The organism is Chromobacterium sphagni, from assembly GCF_001855555.1.
In the GTDB taxonomy this organism is placed as follows: domain Bacteria; phylum Pseudomonadota; class Gammaproteobacteria; order Burkholderiales; family Chromobacteriaceae; genus Chromobacterium; species Chromobacterium sphagni.
Genome location: NZ_MKCT01000044.1, coordinates 1 through 21,078, shown reverse-complemented (window position 1 = coordinate 21,078; position 21,078 = coordinate 1). Strand labels below are relative to the sequence as shown.

At 54.4% G+C, this 21,078-nt stretch carries 19 protein-coding genes; 8 read left to right on the top strand and 11 right to left on the bottom strand.

The features are described 5' to 3' along the window. The 3 genes from BI344_RS15965 to BI344_RS15955 form a co-directional block, all read right to left on the bottom strand. Positions 1 to 340 (bottom strand): hypothetical protein (locus BI344_RS15965; protein ID WP_193430997.1); only part of this gene is annotated, 340 nt, incomplete at its 3' end. Between the two features lie 22 nt (positions 341 to 362). Then, positions 363 to 1,172, bottom strand: coding sequence for a hypothetical protein (locus BI344_RS15960; protein WP_071113860.1), 810 nt, complete (start codon positions 1,170 to 1,172; stop codon positions 363 to 365). A gap of 67 nt (positions 1,173 to 1,239) precedes the next feature. Next, the gene (locus tag BI344_RS15955) at positions 1,240 to 1,794 is read right to left on the bottom strand and encodes a secretion protein EspA (RefSeq protein WP_083370256.1); all 555 of its coding nucleotides are present in this window, start codon (positions 1,792 to 1,794) and stop codon (positions 1,240 to 1,242) included. A 157-nt stretch (positions 1,795 to 1,951) separates the two neighbouring features. Between BI344_RS15955 and BI344_RS15950 the strand changes: the two genes are divergently transcribed. The 7 genes from BI344_RS15950 to sctW are packed head-to-tail and all read left to right on the top strand — an operon-like array spanning position 1,952 to position 6,167. Next, entirely contained in the window at positions 1,952 to 2,806 is an 855-nt protein-coding gene (locus BI344_RS15950) for a helix-turn-helix transcriptional regulator (RefSeq protein WP_083370255.1), read from the top strand. A 9-nt stretch (positions 2,807 to 2,815) separates the two neighbouring features. Further along, complete coding sequence (gene sctF / locus BI344_RS15945) at positions 2,816 to 3,031, top strand: type III secretion system needle filament subunit SctF (RefSeq protein WP_071113859.1); 216 nt, start codon at positions 2,816 to 2,818, stop codon at positions 3,029 to 3,031. Next, on the top strand, positions 3,028 to 3,309 hold the full coding sequence (locus tag BI344_RS15940) for an EscG/YscG/SsaH family type III secretion system needle protein co-chaperone (RefSeq protein WP_071113858.1): 282 nt from the start codon (positions 3,028 to 3,030) through the stop codon (positions 3,307 to 3,309). The genes sctF and BI344_RS15940 overlap by 4 nt, the downstream gene beginning before the upstream one ends. Further along, positions 3,281 to 3,670, top strand: coding sequence for a type III secretion system inner rod subunit SctI (gene sctI / locus BI344_RS15935; RefSeq protein ID WP_241499382.1), 390 nt, complete (start codon positions 3,281 to 3,283; stop codon positions 3,668 to 3,670). The genes BI344_RS15940 and sctI overlap by 29 nt, the downstream gene beginning before the upstream one ends. Beyond that, entirely contained in the window at positions 3,670 to 4,395 is a 726-nt protein-coding gene (sctJ, locus tag BI344_RS15930; RefSeq protein ID WP_071113856.1) for a type III secretion system inner membrane ring lipoprotein SctJ, read from the top strand. Before sctI ends, sctJ begins: the two co-directional genes overlap by 1 nt. Further along, positions 4,392 to 4,979 (top strand): type III secretion system domain-containing protein, encoded by a 588-nt coding sequence (locus tag BI344_RS15925; protein ID WP_071113855.1) that lies wholly within the window; start codon positions 4,392 to 4,394, stop codon positions 4,977 to 4,979. Before sctJ ends, BI344_RS15925 begins: the two co-directional genes overlap by 4 nt. 45 nt (positions 4,980 to 5,024) lie before the next feature. After that, positions 5,025 to 6,167 carry a type III secretion system gatekeeper subunit SctW gene (gene sctW, locus BI344_RS15920; protein ID WP_241499381.1) on the top strand — a complete coding sequence of 381 codons (1,143 nt, stop codon included), beginning with the start codon at positions 5,025 to 5,027 and terminating at the stop codon, positions 6,165 to 6,167. 85 nt (positions 6,168 to 6,252) lie between these two features. On the opposite strand, the gene BI344_RS24080 is transcribed toward sctW, so the two are convergent. From BI344_RS24080 to BI344_RS15880, 8 genes are all read right to left on the bottom strand, one after another. Then, entirely contained in the window at positions 6,253 to 6,633 is a 381-nt protein-coding gene (locus BI344_RS24080) for a hypothetical protein (protein WP_139167051.1), read from the bottom strand. Positions 6,634 to 6,764: 131 nt separating this feature from the next. Further along, a complete protein-coding gene (locus BI344_RS15910) occupies positions 6,765 to 7,925 on the bottom strand; it encodes a lytic polysaccharide monooxygenase (RefSeq protein WP_071113852.1) in 1,161 nt (386 codons plus the stop codon). Positions 7,926 to 8,299: 374 nt separating this feature from the next. Continuing rightward, positions 8,300 to 15,265, bottom strand: a complete 6,966-nt coding sequence (locus BI344_RS15905; RefSeq protein WP_071113851.1) for a putative adhesin — start codon at positions 15,263 to 15,265, stop codon at positions 8,300 to 8,302. 368 nt (positions 15,266 to 15,633) lie between these two features. After that, positions 15,634 to 16,437, bottom strand: coding sequence for a type III secretion system stator protein SctL (sctL, locus tag BI344_RS15900; protein WP_071113850.1), 804 nt, complete (start codon positions 16,435 to 16,437; stop codon positions 15,634 to 15,636). Positions 16,438 to 16,490: 53 nt separating this feature from the next. Further along, positions 16,491 to 16,712, bottom strand: coding sequence for an EscE/YscE/SsaE family type III secretion system needle protein co-chaperone (locus BI344_RS15895; protein WP_071113849.1), 222 nt, complete (start codon positions 16,710 to 16,712; stop codon positions 16,491 to 16,493). 21 nt (positions 16,713 to 16,733) lie between these two features. Beyond that, on the bottom strand, positions 16,734 to 17,957 hold the full coding sequence (gene sctD, locus BI344_RS15890) for a type III secretion system inner membrane ring subunit SctD (protein WP_071113862.1): 1,224 nt from the start codon (positions 17,955 to 17,957) through the stop codon (positions 16,734 to 16,736). 12 nt (positions 17,958 to 17,969) lie between these two features. Further along, positions 17,970 to 19,457 carry an EscC/YscC/HrcC family type III secretion system outer membrane ring protein gene (locus tag BI344_RS15885; protein ID WP_071113848.1) on the bottom strand — a complete coding sequence of 496 codons (1,488 nt, stop codon included), beginning with the start codon at positions 19,455 to 19,457 and terminating at the stop codon, positions 17,970 to 17,972. Next, on the bottom strand, positions 19,454 to 19,843 hold the full coding sequence (locus BI344_RS15880) for a hypothetical protein (protein ID WP_071113847.1): 390 nt from the start codon (positions 19,841 to 19,843) through the stop codon (positions 19,454 to 19,456). Before BI344_RS15880 ends, BI344_RS15885 begins: the two co-directional genes overlap by 4 nt. Before the next feature lie 345 nt (positions 19,844 to 20,188). Here BI344_RS15880 and BI344_RS15875 point away from each other — a divergent pair, with 345 nt between their 5' ends. Further along, positions 20,189 to 20,842: a two component system response regulator gene (locus BI344_RS15875; RefSeq protein ID WP_071113846.1), complete on the top strand. Its 654-nt coding sequence runs from the start codon at positions 20,189 to 20,191 to the stop codon at positions 20,840 to 20,842. The last annotated feature ends 236 nt before the right edge of the window (positions 20,843 to 21,078 follow it).

Genomic DNA, 21,078 nt, shown 5'->3' with positions numbered 1-21,078 from the left:
TGGCATCGTCTTCAGGCGCCAGCTGCTTCAATTGCTTGCCTAATTGGGAAAAGGTTTTTTCCGCCATGGCAACCTTGGATACGATTTGTTGATGCAGCTGCTCGCCGCCGGACTTCATCATCACCTCCAGCTTTTTCAACTTGCCGCGCGCCACCGGATCCGATTCCGCGCGGGCCTCCAATGCAGCGATCTCGCCTTGCAACGCCTTGAAATCGTCCAGCTGTTTCTTGAAACCCATCCGGCGCTTTTTTAAACTGTCGATCATGGATTTCAATTGCGTCATTTCATTCATTGGAATGCCTCCTGTTAATTGAAAACTTTCCAGTTTGGCTGCCGGCATGCGGCAGCCAACTATTCAATCATCAACGGATAGCCTGGGCGATGGACTTGGTCGATTCCGCGTTCATGCTCTGCAAACTGTTAGCCATGGTCACCGCGGTGTTAAAGTTCTGAATCAGCTGCTGCATTTTCAGCTGGCTTTGCTGCACGAAGTCAGATGCGCGACCGGAGAAGGACTCCAGCGCGGACTTCACCGCGGTTAGATCGGCCCTACCTACCTGACATCCAGCCTTCACCAACTTCGCCATCGCCTCTTTATTATAAGTACCATCGGGGTTCTTCTGATTCTTCACCCAATCGCTGGCTTTTTGCCCATCGATCTTAATTCCTGCCTGATCCATTGCACGAACCACATTATCAACACTGCCTCCCACATCCGTGATTCGACCATCAATATAAGATTTAATATTATTTATTTGTCCAAAATTCCCTCCAATCCATGCATAAAACTCACTGGTAGTATCAGAATTCTTTAGAAAATCATCAATGCTCATTCCATTAATAGCAATGCCATTTTTACGCATGTATTCGATCACATCTTCCGGCAGCGAGGCTGTACCATTGGGATCAGTAATACCAGCTAGCACGGCCTCCACTTTATTGGCCATTTCCTGCGCATCGCGCGATACTTCCATTTTCTTCGACATCTGCGCGAACTTGGCATTGGACAGTTCGGTAAACAGCAGCATGACCTCTTCCATCGTGGTGATGGCCTGGCCCAGCAGCGAGTAGTTCCGCGCCGCGCGCAGGTAGTCGTTGTTGTCGCTCGAATCTGCCGCGCCAGTGGTGGACACGGTTACGCCGGGAGGGGTTTGGTTTACGGTAGTGTTCATCGATATTTCCTTTCAAGAGTAGTATTGGGAGGCAGGCGTCCCATGCAGGTCCGCCTGCCCTTATCCATTAACGAATAGCCTGGGCGATAGACTTGGTCGATTCCGCGTTCATGCTCTGCAAGCTGTTGGCCATGGTCACCGCGGTGTTGAAGTTCTGAATCAACTGCTGCATCTTCAGCTGGCTTTGCTGCACGAAGTCAGATGCGCGACCGGAGAAGGACTCCAGCGCGGACTTCACCGCCGTCAGATCCGCCTGACTAAGATCGCCCTCAAGGTTTTCCACCGAATCAACACTGATGCCGTTAGCCTTCAGATAATCCAGCACATCCTGAGGCAGTTTCTTGGTATCTTTGGGGTCGGTGATGCCTGCCAGCACTGCCTCCACTTTATTGGCCATTTCCTGCGCATCGCGCGACACTTCCATTTTCTTCGACATCTGCGCGAACTTGGCATTGGACAGTTCGGTAAACAGCAGCATGACCTCTTCCATCGTCGAGATGGCCTGGCCCAACAGCGAGTAGTTCCGCGCCGCGCGCAGATACTCGATGTGATCGTTATCGATCACCTCATCGGTAGTAATAGATGCAGGTTGCACACCGCCTTGAGCATTAATGCTGGACATATAGTCACCTTTAAAAATTTAAGATTAAAATTGATGCTTGGCATCATCAAAGTCATTGTTGCCACACAGCCTGTGGCTCAACTTCGACTGCTGCATGATACAAAACCGCTAGGCAAATATTTTCTAGAACCGCGCCAAATATTCTGTTTTTTTGCACATGAATTATCCTGCCATCTCGAACACCTCAGCACAGGAGGTCAACCAGATATCAGGTGATCGCCTGATGCCGCTTTACACAGCAAAGGTAGATCATGCACCCCGTTACAACAGCGCGCATAGGATTGAGATGCCAGCGATTCGACTCATAATCAGCAGGAGCAAAGGTGAAATAACCATCCAAGAGGATACTCACGCCTTTCCAGAACACTGCCTGATTGTCACAACTAGAGCAGCTCGAGTTTCGACGAATGGCCATCCTAATGCCACGCTGTCTCTGGATTTTCTTGCCTCGGATTTGCAGCGACTCCTCCCAGAGGTCGTTGAATTACTCGAGGCAGACAATCAAAAATTCTTTAACAAGGAAGCGGTGAAAATAATAAAAATGGACTGCGGTGCAACCGAGGTGCTGGCCTCGCTTTCTCAGCTAGCACCGGCCTCTTTCTTGTATTTCTCTTATCTTTACTGCTTGAATATGGATAGAGCTTATTTCTCGGCATTACTGCGCAGCTGTATCGCTGGAAATAAGGATTTTTACGAATTCATTGAGGAAAATGCTTTGCAACAATGGTCCATTTCCACATTGGCCGACCGATTTGGCATGCCACTGCGGAAATTCAACCAATTGTTTCAGGAGGCTTATGGCAAGCCCGCCAAGCGCTGGATATTGGAGCATCGCTTGGCGCATGCCAAAAAGCTGTTGCTCACCACCTCAATGAGGGTGCTGGATGTGGCGTTGGAATGCGGCTTTTCAAATCATGCGCATTTTACAGATAGCTTTCGGCGCCACTTTCAATGCAACCCCAAGCAATTTCGACAGCAAGCACTGGGCAAGCTGCGTGATAAAGAAACATAAGGACAGCTCATGGACATCGAAGCCATCACTAGTCAACTATCACAACTGGTTGAACAGGCCGGCAATGACGTGCAATCAAAAGTCACCGCCGCCGATTTGAACGACCCCGCCCGAATGCTGCAAGCACAGTTTGCCATTCAGCAATATTCGGTATTCGTCAGCTACGAAAGTGCCATCATGCGGGCGGTGAAAGACATGTTGTCAGGGATTATTCAGAAGATATGAAATTACTCGCAACCGATATTTGCCGGTTAGTGGTAGAAACCGGCCTGGCCGCGGTCAATCACGGCCTATACGACGAGGCGGACGCCATTCGCTTGGCGATGCCGCATTTAACCGAAAACGCGCATGCGCGGAAAATCGTGGAAGCCACCCTCTTGCTCGGCATGGGGCATGCGGAAGCGGCGAGCTCCTTATTGCGCGGCGACAGCTCCGAAGAAGCCGGAATGCTGCGCCGCCTCATCAACAGCATGCATGCGCCGCAATCGCGGCGAATCCATTAATTTTCTTTTAGGAGTCATTGCAATGGAAATCGATGCAGTCAAATTGAACACCATTCAAGCCGGCATGGAACAGGTTCCCGCAGTGCCGGCCGCTGCCGATGTGGACGCGTTCACTCGCGCCATGTTCGGACATGCCGCCCAATCCCCGGAAGAAGTCGCCGCCGGCGGTTTGCAAACGAAATCCCAAGCCATAGGCGAAGCGATAGACAACGCTCGCGCCACATCCGGTGTACTGAACAATCCGGCCGAAATGCTGGCGGCGCAATCCAAGCTGCTGCACTCCATCGTTGAAGTGGACCTGATGGCCAAAACGGCAGGCGCCTTGTCGCAAGGCGTGAACAAACTGGTGAGTATGCAGTGATGAATGCCCTTCGCCGTTTATGGCCGCTGTTGATCCTGCTGAGCCTGATGGGTTGCAAAGTGGATCTATATAGCGGGCTGAGCGAGGACGAAGCCAACCAGATGCTGGCCTTGCTGATGCTGCGCAATGTCGATGCGGAAAAGAAAATCATCAAGGAAGGCAATGTCACCGTCAGAGTGGAAAAAGAGCAGTTTACCGACGCGGTGGAAGTGCTGCGCCAGCATGGCCTGCCCAGCAAGCGCACTGAAACCATGGCGGATCTGTTTCCTTCCGGCCAACTGGTTACCTCGCCCGCACAGGAACAGGCCAAGATCAGCTATCTGAAAGAGCAGCTGCTGGAAAAGATGCTGCGCGGCATGGACGGCGTGATCAGCGCCCAGGTTTCCATCGCGGAAAGCGTCAGCCAGAACCGGCGGGAAGCGCCCGTGCCGTCCGCTTCGGTCTTTATCAAGTACAGCCCTGGCATCAATATGCAAAATCGCGAAACCGATATCAAACGGCTGATCCACACTGGCGTGCCGAATCTGCGATCGGAAAACATCAGCGTGGTATTGCAAGCGGCTGACTATCGCTACCGCCCAGCCGCTGCCAAGGCTCAACCAACTCAAAACACGCAGAGCTGGCTGCGGAAATACGCCATATGGCTTGTCGGTGGCCTAACCCTGCTGGGATGCGCCGTCGCCATCGGCGTGCTGGCCTGGCGCCGACGCACGGCCGCATCATGAAGCCCGCGATATCCGCCGAGTTGCAACGGTTGCATCAGTTGGCTTGGCGCGCCGGCACCTGGATGGACCAAGGCTGGTGGCATGAGCTGGATTTGTCGCCCTGGCAGCAAAGCTACCAGCACCACCCGGTCTGCCGTCCGGCGCTGGACCGGCTGATCGCCAAGCGCCGCAACTTTCCGAAAACGCCTATGCCTGCGTCGCTGACCCCGCGACAGCAAGCCATGCTGGCGCTGGAACCGCGCCTGCCCCGCTTGCTTACCGCGCTGGGACTGCTAGCCATGGAATGTCCGGATTACTTGCTACTGGGCAGTTACCGGCGCCCGCTCGCTGCCTGCCTGGGAGAACGCGGCTGCGATCAATTGTTAGCGCTGAGCACCTTCTCCTCGCCCCGGCAGCCAGATTTGGCGCCGGAACAAGTGGCGGCTGCGGCATTAGACCTAGGAACACGCTGGTGGAGAAGCGCCGACCCCAACTGCCCGGTGCAGGCATCGTTGTCGATACTGTTGCCGCCCGGTCCTGCCGAGCCCATGCCAGTCATCGGCGACGCCATGCAATGGCTGATGCGGATCGGGCGTTTTTTATGACGCCCCCGCCCGCATCAGGCATAAACGCAGACCTCGCGTCTACCCATGTCTCCGTTGCGGCCAACATCAAGGACATCCTCAATGATCAATCCAATCGACCCCACGGCGCGGCGCCCCCAAGCGACGGTACAGCCTTCCCCGCCTCCGCAGGCTAAACCCAAGCCTCTGGCCGCCACCCAGGTGGTACCTGCCCAGTCCGTCCTCAATTTGGCGCAAAGCGAGCTAGGCACCGACGCATTGGAGCTCGGCAGCGTCTTCCCTGTAGAGGAAGGCTATGCGGAAACCCTGGAAAACATGAGCTTTGCCTTGGGCACGCAGGCCAGAGAAAGGATGCGCGGCCTTTCCTCCAGCGCTGACCGCGCCCGGCCGCGCTCCATGATGCAGCGTCTCGCCAAACAAGTATCAACGACCGCTCCAGACCATTTGGAAGAGCTGCGCCAACGCATACCTGGCATCGAAGCGGTGGAAGAAGTGGATGATCTGCTCAACAGCCTACGCCAGCATCAGTTTGATTCCGGCGAGATGGCCCTGCTGCTGGCCGACCTATTAGGCAAGAGTGGGCTCAGCCCCGCTCGCCGCCGGCGTCTGGAAGAGGCGCTAGACCGGGTGATGGACGATGAAGATTGGGCACTGCAACTGTTCAGCCACCTGGAATTCGGCGCCGTCGGCAAGAGCGGCCTGGCGGAGCTGCGCCGGCTATACCAGCGCGCGGCCAGCCGCCAATCCGGGCTAATCTATTGGTTTGGACAATTCCGTCAGATGGATGACCGCCAGCGCAAATTGAAGACTTTGATCCGGGCATTGGCTTTCGAGCTGTCCGCGCAAGGCGGCGCCACCGACATCCGCCTGGCCGCGGTCATCACTGATTTGAAGCGGGTGCTGCAATTTCTGGGCATGGAAGATCATTGCAACCGCGTAGCCAAGGCGCTGGCCATTCCGGAACTGGACGGCAACCGTGTCATCGAAGAATTGCTGGAGATCATCCAGCAATCCTGGGTGTATCCAGACTGGCTGTCCAGCCGCGCCGACGCTCTGATGCCGGAAGAACACAGCCGACACGGCTATGCCCGGCGGATGGGAGAACTGGTCAAATTGCTGCCCGATGATTGCTTCGAAGACATCGACCAGCGTGAAACCATATTGACGGCGTTTATGGAATATCAGGAACGGTTGGCGGACGAAGAATAAGCTGGTGAATCGGGCCACAAAAAGACGACCGGCGCTGGAAAAGCCGACAGCGCCTGTTGACCCGCCTATCCGGCAAACCGCCGCCTCACCGCTCGTGCCGGTGATGGTGGCGATGCCCACCGTGCGGGGCGCGGTGATGTTCCCGGTACCGCGGCGCGTATACCTGATGGTACCAATCATCTCTGACAAACAAAACGCGCTCCCCGCAAGCTCCATAGTGGTGGCAATAACGTTTCCAATGCTTGATATGCCCGGGCGGAACTCTCAAATAAATCGGATCGCGTCTGCCGTAACGCGGCTGCACGATGACGGGCTGCGCGGAAACCACTTGCGGAGGAGGATAGTTGCCAATATCCAAACGCCCGTAAAAGCCCGGCTGTCCGATATTGATCGAGACGCCAGCGCTGGCTGTTGAAACGCCCAGGCTTGAAATCAGAACAAGCGCCGCGGCAATCGTCTTCTTCATTTGCATTCCTTTACTCAAAGCGTACAGGCGCGCCCCACGCCTGGCGGCAACGCCAGACCGGAGCACGCCAATCAATCCAATGCCGGAAAACGGCACGCCGTTTTCCGGCGCTGCTTTATGTGTTTACACACTTAAACCGGAACCCACAGCGCGGGCTGGGTGGATGGCGTCCAGCCGGCGCCGGCCCAGGCGGTGTGAGTCTGCAGGCAGCGGTAGCGGCGGCCCTGGTAGCTGACGACCTGGCCAGCGGTGTAGGCCACGCCTTCGCGCCATTCATCGCCCGGTACCGGCGGATTTACACCGCCGTCGCCCTTCTTGATGTCAATCTGGTACTGGTAGCCGCTGTAGCGTTCGTTGATCCACACGCGGTTGGCAGTGGCGCTGCGGACCGGGTTGATCGTAACGGTGCGTTGCTTGCTGCTGATCACACCGATGCGGCCGATCTGAGAGCTGGCGTTGACCTTGACGCCCAGCTCGTACGGCCAGTTGGCCGCCTGACCGGTCGTGGCGCTCAGATCCACCTTGTGGCTCTCCACATCGCGACCGCTGCCGTCGAAGATGCGCAGCGTCACCGAGCTCTTGTTCGGCAGGTTCTCGTGGGCGGTCACACTGCCCACTTCCTTCCACGGATTGGAGATCGGCGGCGGCTCGGGCTGCGGGCCGCCGTTGCTGAAGTTGACATCGGAGCAGGAGTAAAAGGCCTCCTCGCTATCCGAGCGCTTCCACACGTTGTAGATGATGTGGCGGCCGGTCTTGCCGGTCGGCAGCTTCATGGTCATGTGATAGCGCTGGTTGGCGTCCAGCGGCGGGTTGCCGTTATAGGTGCCAAACAGTTCCAGATCAGACCACTTGAGCGGCTGGCTCGGATTCCAGCCGTTCTTGGTCACATAAAAGCGGAAGTACTTGGTGGCATGCGGAGCCGGCGCTTTATAGATGAACTCGAAATTGCCGCTGGCGTTCGGAACGATATTGGTGGCGGGCCAGTCGGTACGCGCCAGGTTGAAGCCCTTGAATTTCGACTGCCCGGCCGCGCACAGCGTGCCATCAGGAACCACGGCTTGGTGATTATCGCCAGGCGGGTTCTGATTGATGCCGTTCCAGTCGTACATCGCCTGCACGCCGCCGGCCTGTTTGGCTGCCTGGCAGGCGGCGCTCTTCGGCGACTCCGCGCCTTCCTTGTAGCAGCTGTAGGTGCGGTTGATCGGCACTTCCATGGTGCCGTGCGCCCATGACGCGCCGCTCAGGCCAAGCAAGGCAATACTTATGCTCGCGGGTAAAAAAGCTAACTTCATCTTGAAACCCCTTGATCCGGTATCCGGATACCAAAATTGCAAATGTCATTCCCAGCAAGGCATTGGAGGCAGCGCGTAGACACGCGATATCTCTTCCTTGATTGGCTTATGCCTATTGGAAAGCCGGCATTCGAATGCCTTGCGCTCTCAAGACCATATCCGATCCCAGAGCGAGTTTCTTCTGAAATTAGCCCAATCCTTCTATATTTGCGTTTATCAAAAAAATAACAGCGACGATACGCTACAAACATATGGTCGCTGCCTAAATAATATCAAATCGGCTTGCTCTCAGATGAAAATGGCAAGCCTTTTACTTATAGTCACTCACTCTCCTGCATAAGCGACCTGCCATTTACATGAACTCAGCTGTTAAATTATCTCGCATCCGCTACTGGTGGCAGGGGACGTACATAAGGAATGCGGAACACTGTCCCAGCGGGGAGCGCTCTACTATTCGGCTCATCCCCAGTTGTCGGTATGACGCGCCTATTCAGGCTATAAAACTCCTGAATGTCTCGGGGTGCCCAGTTAGGGAATTGGCTTTTAAACAAATCTAAAACATCATAATAAGACTGACCTTCCTCGCTAAAATATTCTCCTTCAGCCACCATGACGGTATTTACCGTGGGCAGGTTAAAAATTGTCCCTTCTTTAAGTGTTCCATCAGCTTCTTTGGCATTCGAGTCTGGCTCGTTCATCCAGCGATTCATAATATCAAATGCGTTAAATTCAAATTGAGTACGATGAGGGAACTTACTTCTGAACATTTCTTCAACATCATTATAAGTTTGCCCTTGTTGGCTGTGATAAGGCTGGCCATTTCTCATCGCTGTTTGCTGCATTTCCGTTTCCGTTTCCGGTTGCAGCATCTGTTGCGTCTGTTGCGTCTGTTGCGTCTGTTGCGTCTGTTGCGTCTGCTGCGTCTGCTGCGTCTGCTGCGTCTGCTGCGTCTGCTGCGTCTGCTGCGTCTGGCTCGACTCCTCCTGCTCAACCTCAACTGGCACCTCAACATACGAATCAAACTGTTTAGTCTCTGGATTCCTCCTAAAAACCAAATACACCGGCGTCAGAGACTCACCCCTTTCCCCACCGCTGCGATCAATTGATTTTGAATCTACGGGAGGGCTTCCAGAAGGACCTTGAGATGGCCCTGAGGAAGAAGCTAAACGGTTGCCTTCAATTGTAGAGTAAGTTGGCGCACTCCTGCCATAGGGTGAACGGCATGCCAAAATAACAATTTGATCGTACTGTTGGAGTTTTGGATTTGTAGATAATTGATCTATAACCCTTCTCAATGGCACAGTAGATCCGGGATTAATCGTTAAAACATCACCTGCCGATCCAGGCGTTTTCTTTTCTAAATAGTGAAGCCTATCTACACCAGCGACAAGCAAGCCCTGCTGCACTTGCTCATTAACTTCTTTTCTTTTGTAATGAGTAAAGTCATAGTTTCTTACTTTTCCAGTCCCTTTTGTTCCTTGGGATGCCTTCTCAGGATCCTTTGGTACAACATGAGCTACTTGCTGGTTGACATCAGTATTACTTGGATTTCTGACAGGATGTAACGTATAACCTTCGGCATCAATTGAAGTAAAAGGCTTAAAATTCCTAGCATTCAATAAATCTTGATCAGGACGCCCCCCTCCCATTGTGTATCCATGTGGCACCTTAAAAGAAAGAGTCTTTTTTTGAGGAACCGAAACTGTGTCTGAAGGAGGAAGCTTATGAAATCCATTGCGATCAAAGTAATAAAATGGAATTGTTGCGTTAGGCTCATAAGCTCCATGAGCATCAAGGTAAAGCGTCTTTGCTTGCGAAGCATCTGCGGATATTAAGCTGATGTCATCATTAATTCTTTCAACAGTGATGTTTTTCTTACTCTCAGACCTGGAAGAATTTAATATAATCCCGTTTTCTATGGGTTTATCTTCAGGAAGATTACTATTACCAGCCTTTCGCCCTCCCCCCTTGATGCCACTGACATCGCCATCCGTCACATCTTTGAAACTCTGTAATTTACTCTTTGCTCCATTTATTTTTCTTAGCAATGTATTCGCATCAAAAACATCTCCTGGCAAGGAGATCATTGCTCCTATCCCAGCCCATTTAAGCTTGTCATTTCTGGCGTTAGGATTGTCTTCCTGAAATGCATCGATGACATCCAAACTAAACGAGGTAAAACTAGTTCCTAGCCCAGCAAGCGCTCTGGTTACTGGTGAGGCCGCACCCATTGATAAAAACTGAACACCTTGCAATGCGATTTGTCCGGCTTTCACCCCATTCTGCACAAAGTATTCACCACGCGAATAGATGTACGCATCGATGTTGGAATGATGTGTGTCGCGCTGAGTCTGTTCCAAGTTGGCGGCCAATGCGCCCAAGGGATTACTATCAGGTGCAATTGGATCAAACTGATAAGGCTCAACCTTTCTTGTCTCTTTCAATCCACTCAACTGATTCGGATAAAAAGCAGAGGCAGAAAGCTTCCCTGCTTTGTTAACTATTTCCGTAGTCGTTTGAAAGGAGGATATGTCATCTTCCTGTTTCCAGTGATGTAACAGCGCCTCCCTCGGAAAGGTCGGCTGTAAAAAATTAAATACTTCTTTCGCCTTTCCGGGCTGATCAAGTTGATTCTTATCAACAGTTATATATTGCACCCCTTCAGTTGGCATCGATTTTACCAGTATAACTCTGCTGGAATCACTTAATGGGATCGCAAATACACCATCCAATGCATAGCCTTTAAATTTCATTGCCGATGCCGGCACCTCACCTTTAAGGAATTTATCCACGGCATCGTATTCCGCTGAACCATTCCCTGTTGTCTCTGCAATACTCCCCAAGGCCTGCATCACATTCTGCGCAATAATTTTTCTACGAGCATTTATTGACTCACCACGCGAAATTTTCCCTTCATCTTCAGCTAGGGCTGTCTCCACTTTCTGGGTCAGGTCATAAGGATAAGCAGTAAAACTCCCCTGCGGCCTATCAAAAAGAGAATCAATCTTTTGATTAGGCCAGGCAAAGCTAAATGTACTGTCGGGATGGTCACGCAAATGCTGCCCCACTGCGAGCTGGCGAATAGTATAATTTTGCGGGGGTGAGACGGTTAGGCCAGTATTTGTCGAGCGAAGATGAGTATGTATCGTAACTGCAACAGTTGTATCTGGCGTTATTCCATGTTCGCTAGCTGATCGCCCTTCCATGGCTTTATCAATCTCGCCTTGAATAATTTCATTTATTCTAGCCGAAACATTTACCTCATTCGGGTAGGCAGTATAATACAGTTGCGACTGTGCAATCAGATTATCTTCAGTGGCTTTTAACTCATTTTCTGCCTTTTCTATTTCTCGCTCCACCAACTTCAAATAGCTATTGATATCGTCAGCTAATGGAGATAACTCGCGAGGATACTCTACCCCATCCATGGAATCATAATAAGAAAGGAGTTGAGATTCGTTGACAGAAATCCGCTCCACAGTAGGTCGAGCACCATCATTGCCTTCACGTGTCCGCACAATTACAAAGCGAGCCGTTGATAAGTCCAAATTAAGATCCTCTGCCTTTCTTCTTATACTGTTACTAAACTCTGCAGTATGCGATAGATTCTTTCGCAAATTGTATTTATCATCACCATCCTCAGGACTTAAAAATCCAGCACCTTGATTCAGACTACTTCGCTCCACCCGGCGCAATACTTTCGGGGCTGAGCTATCCTGTGATTCCGGCAACCCCCTTTTTGCAATCGTCTTCCCAGTTAACTGTTTCCTATCAGGGGCTTTATTAGCCATGTTGTCTACTGGCAGTCCGTCCTCAAGCGCTTTAGTCACCTGCTCAACGATTTTTGATACTGGAATCCCACCAACTGCATATGCCACGTCCTCCGGCAAGCGCTTTTTCGTATCATGCAAGACCGCTTCAAAACCATCACGCCAGTTTTGAACGCCCGCCAGCGCGCCATCCTTGATAAGCTTGACGACCGCCGGCAGAAGAACCTGCGCCGCTCTTGTCATCGCAATCGCCAGTTGGCTCTGTACCACATCTCTCTTTGCCTGCCGTGGCAAAGCATGTCCCGGCATAACTGTCCGATCCAGACTATTGAGCGCCAAGATGATGGTGACTGGAGTGGCTACCAGTTTCGCTAGCGCGCGGAGACCCACCGAGCCGGACAAGCCAGGCATGGTGGTGCTCAGCGCGGTCAATGCCCCTTCTACCGCCAGGTTTGCCGCCGCGTAGACTGCCCGCGACTGCAGGCCTTTGGTGCCGGAGCGCACCAGATACTCAGCCCACGTCCGGTTCTGCCCCATCACCGCGACAGTGCTCTGCGGCATCACCAAGTTTCCATCAACTGCGCGCTGATATTCCTTTTTCAAGCGAATGGGAAAAGCGGCACCCTCGGCATCGCCTGGCTTCTGGAAATAGAGGGCGATTTCATTGATGCTCTCGTCGATGCGTTGCGCATGCTTGCTCCTATCCTCCAGCGACAGCGGATCCGCCACGCTCATCGTCTGCCCGGCGAGCAGCACCGCGAGATGCTTGATGATGCGGGCATCAGTGGAAAACACGTCCAGTTTTCTTCCCGTCGCCAGGACCGCGCTGGTTTCCGTGGCGCCCATTGCATTCGCAGTTCTGTATACGGCGGCCTTTATTTCCTTGCCCGCCTTAGCGAAATCTCCTCCAGGAGTGTGCGGAGCTTCAAGCTCCGGCTGAGCTTCACTCACTTGTTTCCAGTGGCCGGCATCCTGCCGAACCTGCCTCAACATATTGCGGGCTTGGTAAAGACCTGCCACCAACTCCATATAGGAAGCGATATGACCGTTCTCAGGATCATTCAGAGCCTTCGCCTCCAAAGCCTTCACAGCCTCTTCGATAGCGGCTTCGAAGCCTGCCGGGTCCAGTTTTTCACTGCCCAGCATACTTGCAGCCTGATCAACGGCCAGAACCACGTTGGTCAACGCGCGGCCGGTAGCGCCTAGCTCCGCCTGGGCGGCTTCCGACAACGTCTTCCAGTTGTCAACCGCATTCGCAACGGCGCTCTGCGCCTCGTTCATGCGGCCGCGCATTCTTTCAAACTCCCATGCGAAGGCGGGCGGTACCGCCGATTTTTGGGCCCCGGACAGACTTTCCGTCGCAGCGTCAAAAGCCTTCACGACCTTACGACACTCTGTTTCAGCATCCCGGATTTGTTCCCGGAACGCTTTGATTTCCTTGAACTGCTGCGGAAACTGCTGATCCATCCACTCCAGTTCCGCCTCTGCCTCTTTTACCTCCTGCGAGATACGCTCAAGCGCGCGATGCACCGCGACCTTCGGCGCATTCAATGCTTCCAGCCGCTCTGCCAGACGCTGCTGCGCCGTCGTGCCCGCCGCATGCTCATGTCCTCTGGATAAGGCCCCGGCTTGCAGATTTCGCTCACGAATAGAGTCGGGCTGACCGGCTTTATTGACTGCCGCCAGCAGCGCCTCTCCATGCTTTTTGAGCTCATGCATTGTGCTGAGCGGCCCATAAGCCGCGGCGCGCAGATAGGCGTTGAACAATTGTGTTTCGTGGCCGTCGGGTAGATCTCCCTTCTGCCTTTGCGCATGGGAAAAATGCAAGGCAGCCTGCCCGCCGGTTCTCGCCGTCTGTCGACCGACCTGCAATAGATCGGCCGCCGTGCCAGCCAATTGCGAACCGCTGAACTTGAGCCCTCCCCATACCTTCTTGGCCACTACCTCTACAGCGGTTTTCTGCGGCCTCAGCCTGTGCTTCGCCCTCTTCAACTCGTCTCCGACCTGCAACAGGGGTTCCTGTTCGACGCGGATTTTATTGATGAGCCCACTGAGCGCCTGCTGCCCCGGAGACAGCTTTTCCCCGATAGGCAACATTTCCTCCAACGAGTCGGCATGAACGCTCAGCGTCCCCAACGCCTGATGCAACGCCTTTGTCAGGCCTTCCAGCTGGTCTGCGACCAGGCTGGCTTTTTCTTTGTCCGAAGATGGGAACTTTCTGGTGTAAGCCAGCATTGCGTTGGCATCAAGCAATGCTTCAGATGCTTCCAGCAGCTGTCCGGCCACTTTCTTCATCTCCTTCTGAGCACTGCCGCCCTGATGCGTTTGCAGCGCTGAGTCTGCCAGGTCAAACCATCCCTTCAGTTTGCCCGCAGCATTCTGGATGATCTTGTCGTCAGCGCGCTCCACCAAACTGGACAGCGTTTTCGCCGTCGCCGCCAAGCTGGTTTTTTCTACTTCCACATCCTTTTTGAGCAGAGCCTTTTCTTCCTTCAGCCCTTTCACGATACTCTTGGACACCGTTTCAAGACTGAAGTAATTGCCCCTCAGGGCGCCACAAAATGCCTTGCTCCAGTCGCGATCAGGAGTCTGGGCCAGGTAAGTGGTGGTGCTCCTCATCTCTTGCCAGGCGTGCTCAAAGGCGACTCTTGCCTCTTTCAGTTGCTTAGGCAAGCCGGCCAGCCCACCCTTTTCCCCGTGAGCATAGTAATCGCGAGCCTTCGCCAGCGCCGTATCCGCATTCGTCAACGCCACCGACAACCCAGACAGCTTGTCGATGGCTTCCCGCATATACAGTTTCTGGTCGCCCGTCTCCGTTGTCAGGCCCTGTATTTTCTGGCAAATCTCCCGCAACTCGGCCGCGGCCTCTCCGGTTGCGCTCTTGTATGGCCTGTCGAGCAGCGGCGACAGCGACTCTGCGCTTGTTTTCAACAGCTGTCTGTCCACAAGCAAATGCTTGTGGTTTCTACCCTTTAATTCTTTGAATTCCAGCAGCATGGGCAGCTCCGCCATCCCGCCGGCTCCCTCGACAAGCTCCGTGCCATCCCCCAGGCCAAGCAAGGCCAGGGCCTCGGCGATTCCATCCGACCCCCTCGCCCGATGCTCGGCAATCGCCTTGCCGAATGCTTCGTTCAGCTGCGCGAGCTTTCCCTCCTCTCCTTCGGCGAAAGGCTCCTCGATCTGAGGCAGCTCCAGCGCCACCAACAGATAATTCTTCAGCGCAGCCAACAGTTGGTCGGCCTCATGAGGCGTCAGACTCATGGAAGCAAAGGTGGCCATCCCTCCCTCCTCCGGTCCTGTCAGCTGCAAGCCGGTCTCCTGCTTAAGCCATTCCCGGATGGATGGGTTGAGCTTGAAGCAGCGCTCAGCCAACTCGCCGATATATTCATCCTGGGTCCAGTCATATCCACTCCCGTTCGCATCAGAAATGGCTCTAAGCAATGCATCGAAGCTTCTCGCGGGATATCCGGTGTGCTTAATGCCAGTCGCGTTGGCGGGACTTATGGACCCGGTATCGCTTACGGAGGAAATGGAACTCTGGGAGCACGTGTTGAAATTAAGGGTAGTCATAATAGATCTCCTGCGGGATTAAGGAAGTAGCAAATAAATGTGTATCAAAAAAATCAAGCAAGAATCTTCTGGAAAACGGCGATGCCTTATGAATTCGCTCATGACAAAATAATCCTGCTTGCTTTTTCATTTCTCGCCGAAAAATCAATCAGCAGGAGTCGATTTCAATCAGGCCCATGCACACTAGGCGCGCGCATAAAAAAGGAAGCCACAAGACTTATAGGATGGGCCCATTCTTAAGCTCTGCGAACGGGTGCGGGGTATCGATTTTCGCCAAGAGTTGTTGTCAACCACAGTGGCTAATGCGGGGAAAGGCCATGCGATACGCGCTTTACTCCCTAGCTGCATGGCTCACGCTTTAAAATTCATCAATTACCAATTGTCTCAATCGAATTAGTATCAACGCCATTCATAGTGGCATCTTTTCTCATCAAGTCATGACGGGATTCTGAAAAATCTTCTGGAAAAAGAAAAAGCCTTCCTTGACGAGGATTATTGAGATCGGCATCCGGCTTCTCCCATATTTTTTCACCACTCGATAGCAATCGGTTCATAGCCCAATTGAATTGCTCATCAAGATCGAGAGAGAGAATCACCAACGGCGTTTGCAACAACGCCTTGCCTGAAACAACACTGGTATCCGGCTCGATACGTAGCCTGGAACAGAAACCTAATGTTTGCCTAATCTCATCATGCTGCTCCGGGCAAACATACAAAATTCCCTCCACACCGTCCCCCAATTGTCCGATGCGATCTCGCAGCAGACTGGCCAGCAGTTGAGGCTCGCTTTGTTGCCCATAACACTCTGCAAACACATCAACCAGAATGCCGCGCAATCGTCCCTCAAGCCGCTCAATGATCCTATGCTCCAGATCCCTCCCGTCGAGCAGCCATTCAACTGCATCCGCCACTGCCTGCTGTCGAATCCCGGGAACCTCGCGCGCTATCTTTTCCAACCCGTTTTGCCATGCAGCCTCCAAAACTTGCTCGCACAACTCATGTAACCGCTCAGCCTCACTCTCGGCCGCGTCGTGAATCTGCTTAGCCTGCGCTTGGGCTCTCGCAATAATTTCGCCCGCCTGGACATAGTCGGCCAAATCACTAGCAGGAATAATCGGTCCAAGCGGCGCACTGCCCGGTAGTTTCGTGATGGGGAGCAAAAGCGGAGTCATGAGGCATCCAATTCTAGGTAAGCAGGTAGTCACCGTCGTTTCGACAGGCATCGTTAGGGGTGATATCTTCGCCACAAGATGGCGATGACTCGCCCAGCCTGTGCACAGGCGGCTTGCAGCAGGGCGATCTCCTGCCGCCGTTGCAAACTGTGCGGTTGGCTCAGTTGCTGTTTCAGTTGCGCCTCGCCGACATCCAGCCGGGCGAGCAGCGCATCGCGCACCGCGCCATGCACGTCCCGCCGCAGCGCGTCTTCCAGATGAGTGATACGGGCCATCGGTTTTTCCTTATTGGCGATTTAAAGATGAAGTGGAATGGAAACCAGCCGCTGCTCCTGTATCAGGGTCAGCGCGGTGTGGTTCAGCGCATAAATCCGATAGCCGCTGGGCAAGGTGCCGCCTTGCTGCAGACGCATGCCATTGGCCAGTTCCAAATAGATGGAGTTGGCGTTGCCGCCGACGCTGACGATGGCGGCGGGCAAGATATTCGCCGCCGGCGCCGCGGCGGGGATGTTCTGGAAACGGGCTTTCAGCCGCGGGCCATCAGCATTGAAAGCGGCGGTCGCCGCCGCTACCGCGCGGGCGCGCTCAGGGGGCAGTTGTCCGCTGATCAGCAATTCCTGGCCGGACACGCCGATGCTCAGTCCGTCCAGCAAACCCTTGCGGCTCAGCCGATCGACCAGCCGGCCAAACAGTTCGGCTCGATCATTAACCACGCGCCAGCCATTCAGCGCAGATATCGCCCTCAGCTGCGTGCTCGCGCGCAGCCAAGCGGCATTAGCCTGGATGGCGCCATAGATGAGCACTTGATCGGGAGCGTGTCCAGCGCTGACTTCCACTTCGCGGTAGCCGTTCAATTCCAGCACCTGGCGCACCTGGCGGCGCAAGGTGTCAGCATCCAGGCTCTCATCACTGAAATTCAAGCCTTGCTCGCGCATCCGGCCTCGCAGCCGCTCGATGGCTTGCGATGAGGCGCACAAGCCACTCAAACGGACCACGCCGCGCTCATCCAACTCAGCTTTCACACCCGACAGGCCTGGGTCGGCCATTTCACGCGCCAGCCAAGCCCGCGCATCAAACGGCGGCGGTTCGACTGGCTTGGGCCACAACAGCAAGACTGCCGTCAGCGCGGCGCTTATCAACACAATGCCTCCTGCCAAAAGCCAGGGACGGGCCGCAGGCTTGGTCGTTACGACTTCAGGAAGGCGTCGGGACGGCAGCGTCAACATCGCCATAGCTCCGTCGGCCTCAGCCAGCACCAGCCCCTGTCCGGCCAGGTCTATCGCCTGTCCCAAAGGCAGCTTCTGGCCAGCATCCCACGGCAAACCCTCCACCCACACCGGGACCGGCGGCGCCATCGTCACGCCTTCCGGCGTAACGGTCAGCACAGTCGCGGCCCCCTCTTCCAGCGCCAGCGCGATATCCGGGTCGTCGCCGCCCAAGCGGAGCTCCCCCGCGGGCAATTCCAAATCCCGGCCCGCCAGCGGGCCGTTGAGCCACTTCAGCTTGAATAAATATTCCATTTTCATTTCACCTCAAGGCTGAACCGCGGGTTCGGCCTTGATCAGGAACAGGCGGACAGTGCTGCGGCTATTTTTCTGGGTGGAGCGGAACAATTTGCCAATCAACGGGATATCGCCCAGCAATGGGATCTTACTTTCGCCTTCGCTGTGCTCATCCTGAACAAACCCACCCAACAGCAAGCTTTGGCCGGCTTTCAACAACGTCTGGGTGGATATTTCCGAGTTCAGCGTCTGCGGCAGCGGCTCATGCGGACTGACCGAACCCGCCTGACGGCCATCTTGAATCACCAGGGTCAGCATCACATTGCGCTGGCCGCCCTCATCGACCAGCCGAGGCGTGACCCGCAGCAAAGATCCGGTGGAGATGGATTCAAGTTTGGCGACCTTCTCCGTCAACAACTTGGTGTAGAACGTGGTATTCCGGTCCAGCACCGCCTGAGTGTTATCCAGCGTCACAACAGAAGGGCGGGACAGGATCTGCGCCTTGGCCTTCTGCTGCAGAGCATTGAGCTTGACCATGAAGCCACCAGTGTTGGAAATCACGGTGGAGAAATTGTCCGAGCCTTGCTGACCGGCACCGTTGAAACTGATGCCGTTGCCGCCGATGCTGGCCGATGCCGACCAATCAATGCCCAGCGCGCTCAAATCTTGGGAATTGACATCGATGATCATCACCGACACCTCAATCAGCGCCGGCTTGCGATCAAACTGCTCAATCAAGTTGGCATACATAGGCATATTGATTTTGCGATCACGCACAATGACCGCGTTCTGGCGCGGATCCGCCGAGAACATCGGCAAGCTGCGGTCGGTCGGCGGCTGCTGACCCTGGTTTTCCTTCAACGGCAACGTGCGGCCCTGGGCCATGTCCTTCAGCACGCTCACCACCCCCGGTACCGCCACCTGCTGGCCCCGATAACTGTAGCTGCCATCAGCCGCGGTAGCGTATTTCAACGGGAACAGCTGGATGATTTCCTGGTTCTGCTCGTGATTGAGCTTCTGCTCATCAATGCGCTTGGCCAGTTGCTCCACCCGGTTGAGGCAAATCGGCACGCCATGCACCTCCATCGCGTTGGATGCCGGCACCGCGCGCACCCGGCAATAACGCCGGTCCAGAATGCCGCTGCCCTGCAATTGGCTGATCAAAGTGTTCACCTGCAGATAGGCGGGGGTGATCAGCTGACTGCTTACCTCTTGCGCTTTGTAAACGTGGATGGCTTGCCCGTCGTAATACCATGCCAGCTTGTGCAGGCGAGCCAGTTGATCCAGCGCCTGTTCCGGCGGCATGCTGCGGATCGCGCCAATAAAAGGCTCGTCGACCTGCTTGCTTACCACTACCGGCACGCCATAATTGGCCCCTAAATCGCGCAACACATCCGCCAGCTTACTGCCACGAGTGGACAGGAAAAACGGCGCGCTACCTTGCCATGGGATAGCTGCGAGCGCCTGCGCACAAGTCAAAGCGACCAAGCCAGGGCCAAACCATTTCGATGCTCTCATACCCTCCTCCCTGTTGCCGAGCCAATGGACGAAAGCGAAGAAGCATGCTTGACCAACCAGGCCACCACGGCCAGTTGCTGATTCAATGAGGCTTCCCACTCGACGGTACTGAGACCATGCTCATGGCGCCGGACCAGGTACAGTTTGCCGCGCTCAAGCAACAGACCATCATCCAGATTGGTGCGTATCGACGCCAGCCATAGACAAACACGCTGCAACCAGGCGTCATCCAAGGTCTCTAGTTCGATTTCAATCGCCAGCGAGATTCCTTGCGCATAGGACCACCCCCAAGCGGGGACGCCTACCAGATCCAGGAGCCAACGATCACTGCGGGACGAGAGCACGCAAACCCATTCCAATGCGGCCAAAGAGTCAGGAAGTTTCATCGTGCCTCGATTACGTTTAGGGAAGGCCGACATTTTGCAAAAATCGTCAGTGGGAAATCATCAGGTAATGACCTGAAGCCTCCTTCGGGGGGGGCAGTTCCTTCTTTACCAGCGCGCTTGAGCACCCGCTTACTTGCGGCACTTGACGGAAACGATAGAGGGTCAATACTCTAAAGAACCTGTTCAATGTCTGCTGTTCTTCAGCGATACGGTGTTAAAAACAAGCTCAAAATGCTCATGTACCACTTGTACATTCCGCTTTTTCGCTCGTTTTCGCCTTGTCTCGCCCTTCTTTGAACAGACGCTGAGAATATTCCTAAAATCAGAAATGCCAGATAGGTAGACATGATGACGCCAGCCGCACCCTCAGACGCTGCTGTACAGCGGGTACTATTGGTAGAAGACCACTCCCTGCTGAGCAATGGCATCAAAACCCTGTTATCGGCATCGACGGTCTATCATGTGGTCGGTGAAGTCAATGATGGCCTGGAAGTCTATTCCGCCTGTCAGCGGTTGAAACCGAATTTGGTGTTGATGGATTTGGGTCTGCCAGGCATGGATGGCATTGATGTCATTCGTCAATTAAGACAACGCTGGCCGGAGCTGAACATCATCGTGATCACAGCCGACGGCGCCGAACATAGAGCGCGGACGGCGCTGGAATCTGGCGCGCTTGGCTATGTACTAAAGAAAAGCCCGCAGCAGACTTTGCTGGCCGCGCTGCAGGTCACCTCCCAGGGCCGAATTTTCCTCGACCCATCCCTCAATCTGGAACAGGTCACCGAAACCCGCAATGTGGAGGGGCCAACACGGTTGACCATGCGGGAAAACCAAGTACTTAAGCTTATCGCCGAAGGAATGCGTAACCGCGATATCGCCGAGAACCTGAAGATCACCATCAAGACAGTGGAAACCCACCGGCTCAACCTGATGCGCAAGTTGGATGCTCACAATGCGGTGGAGCTGACCAACTGGGCGATTCGACTTGGCATACACTAGCTCAGTGGTTCACTACCGAAAACGGGAAGATCAAGAAGGGGAGCCTCAAGCGCAGCTTGGCCGATTTGAGCCTGGACCACAGGGAATCATCCCACACAGCGGTGAAGCGGGCTCCGGGCCGGCCAATGCGCGCCGGCTAACTTTGTGAATCGACGCCCCATTTCTTGCATCCTGTTGCGACAAAGCGTGTACAGATGTTGTCATTGCATGGAATCGCAACCATCGGCTTTCAGTAA

Bases quoted from the DNA above. Each gene is read 5' to 3' on its own strand.
- BI344_RS15910 (WP_071113852.1), bottom strand. From the start codon at position 7,925: ATGAAGTTAGCTTTTTTACCCGCGAGCATAAGTATTGCCTTGCTTGGC.
- BI344_RS15880 (WP_071113847.1), bottom strand. From the start codon at position 19,843: ATGAAACTTCCTGACTCTTTGGCCGCATTGGAATGGGTTTGCGTGCTC.
- sctJ (WP_071113856.1), top strand. From the start codon at position 3,670: ATGAATGCCCTTCGCCGTTTATGGCCGCTGTTGATCCTGCTGAGCCTG.
- BI344_RS15950 (WP_083370255.1), top strand. From the start codon at position 1,952: ATGAATTATCCTGCCATCTCGAACACCTCAGCACAGGAGGTCAACCAG.
- BI344_RS15955 (WP_083370256.1), bottom strand. From the start codon at position 1,794: ATGTCCAGCATTAATGCTCAAGGCGGTGTGCAACCTGCATCTATTACT.
- sctF (WP_071113859.1), top strand. From the start codon at position 2,816: ATGGACATCGAAGCCATCACTAGTCAACTATCACAACTGGTTGAACAG.
- sctW (WP_241499381.1), top strand. From the start codon at position 5,025: ATGTCTCCGTTGCGGCCAACATCAAGGACATCCTCAATGATCAATCCA.
- BI344_RS15885 (WP_071113848.1), bottom strand. From the start codon at position 19,457: ATGAGAGCATCGAAATGGTTTGGCCCTGGCTTGGTCGCTTTGACTTGT.
- BI344_RS15895 (WP_071113849.1), bottom strand. From the start codon at position 16,712: ATGGCCCGTATCACTCATCTGGAAGACGCGCTGCGGCGGGACGTGCAT.
- BI344_RS15875 (WP_071113846.1), top strand. From the start codon at position 20,189: ATGATGACGCCAGCCGCACCCTCAGACGCTGCTGTACAGCGGGTACTA.
- BI344_RS15925 (WP_071113855.1), top strand. From the start codon at position 4,392: ATGAAGCCCGCGATATCCGCCGAGTTGCAACGGTTGCATCAGTTGGCT.
- sctD (WP_071113862.1), bottom strand. From the start codon at position 17,957: ATGGAATATTTATTCAAGCTGAAGTGGCTCAACGGCCCGCTGGCGGGC.
- BI344_RS15940 (WP_071113858.1), top strand. From the start codon at position 3,028: ATGAAATTACTCGCAACCGATATTTGCCGGTTAGTGGTAGAAACCGGC.
- sctI (WP_241499382.1), top strand. From the start codon at position 3,281: ATGCGCCGCAATCGCGGCGAATCCATTAATTTTCTTTTAGGAGTCATT.
- sctL (WP_071113850.1), bottom strand. From the start codon at position 16,437: ATGACTCCGCTTTTGCTCCCCATCACGAAACTACCGGGCAGTGCGCCG.
- BI344_RS24080 (WP_139167051.1), bottom strand. From the start codon at position 6,633: ATGAAGAAGACGATTGCCGCGGCGCTTGTTCTGATTTCAAGCCTGGGC.
- BI344_RS15905 (WP_071113851.1), bottom strand. From the start codon at position 15,265: ATGACTACCCTTAATTTCAACACGTGCTCCCAGAGTTCCATTTCCTCC.
- BI344_RS15960 (WP_071113860.1), bottom strand. From the start codon at position 1,172: ATGAACACTACCGTAAACCAAACCCCTCCCGGCGTAACCGTGTCCACC.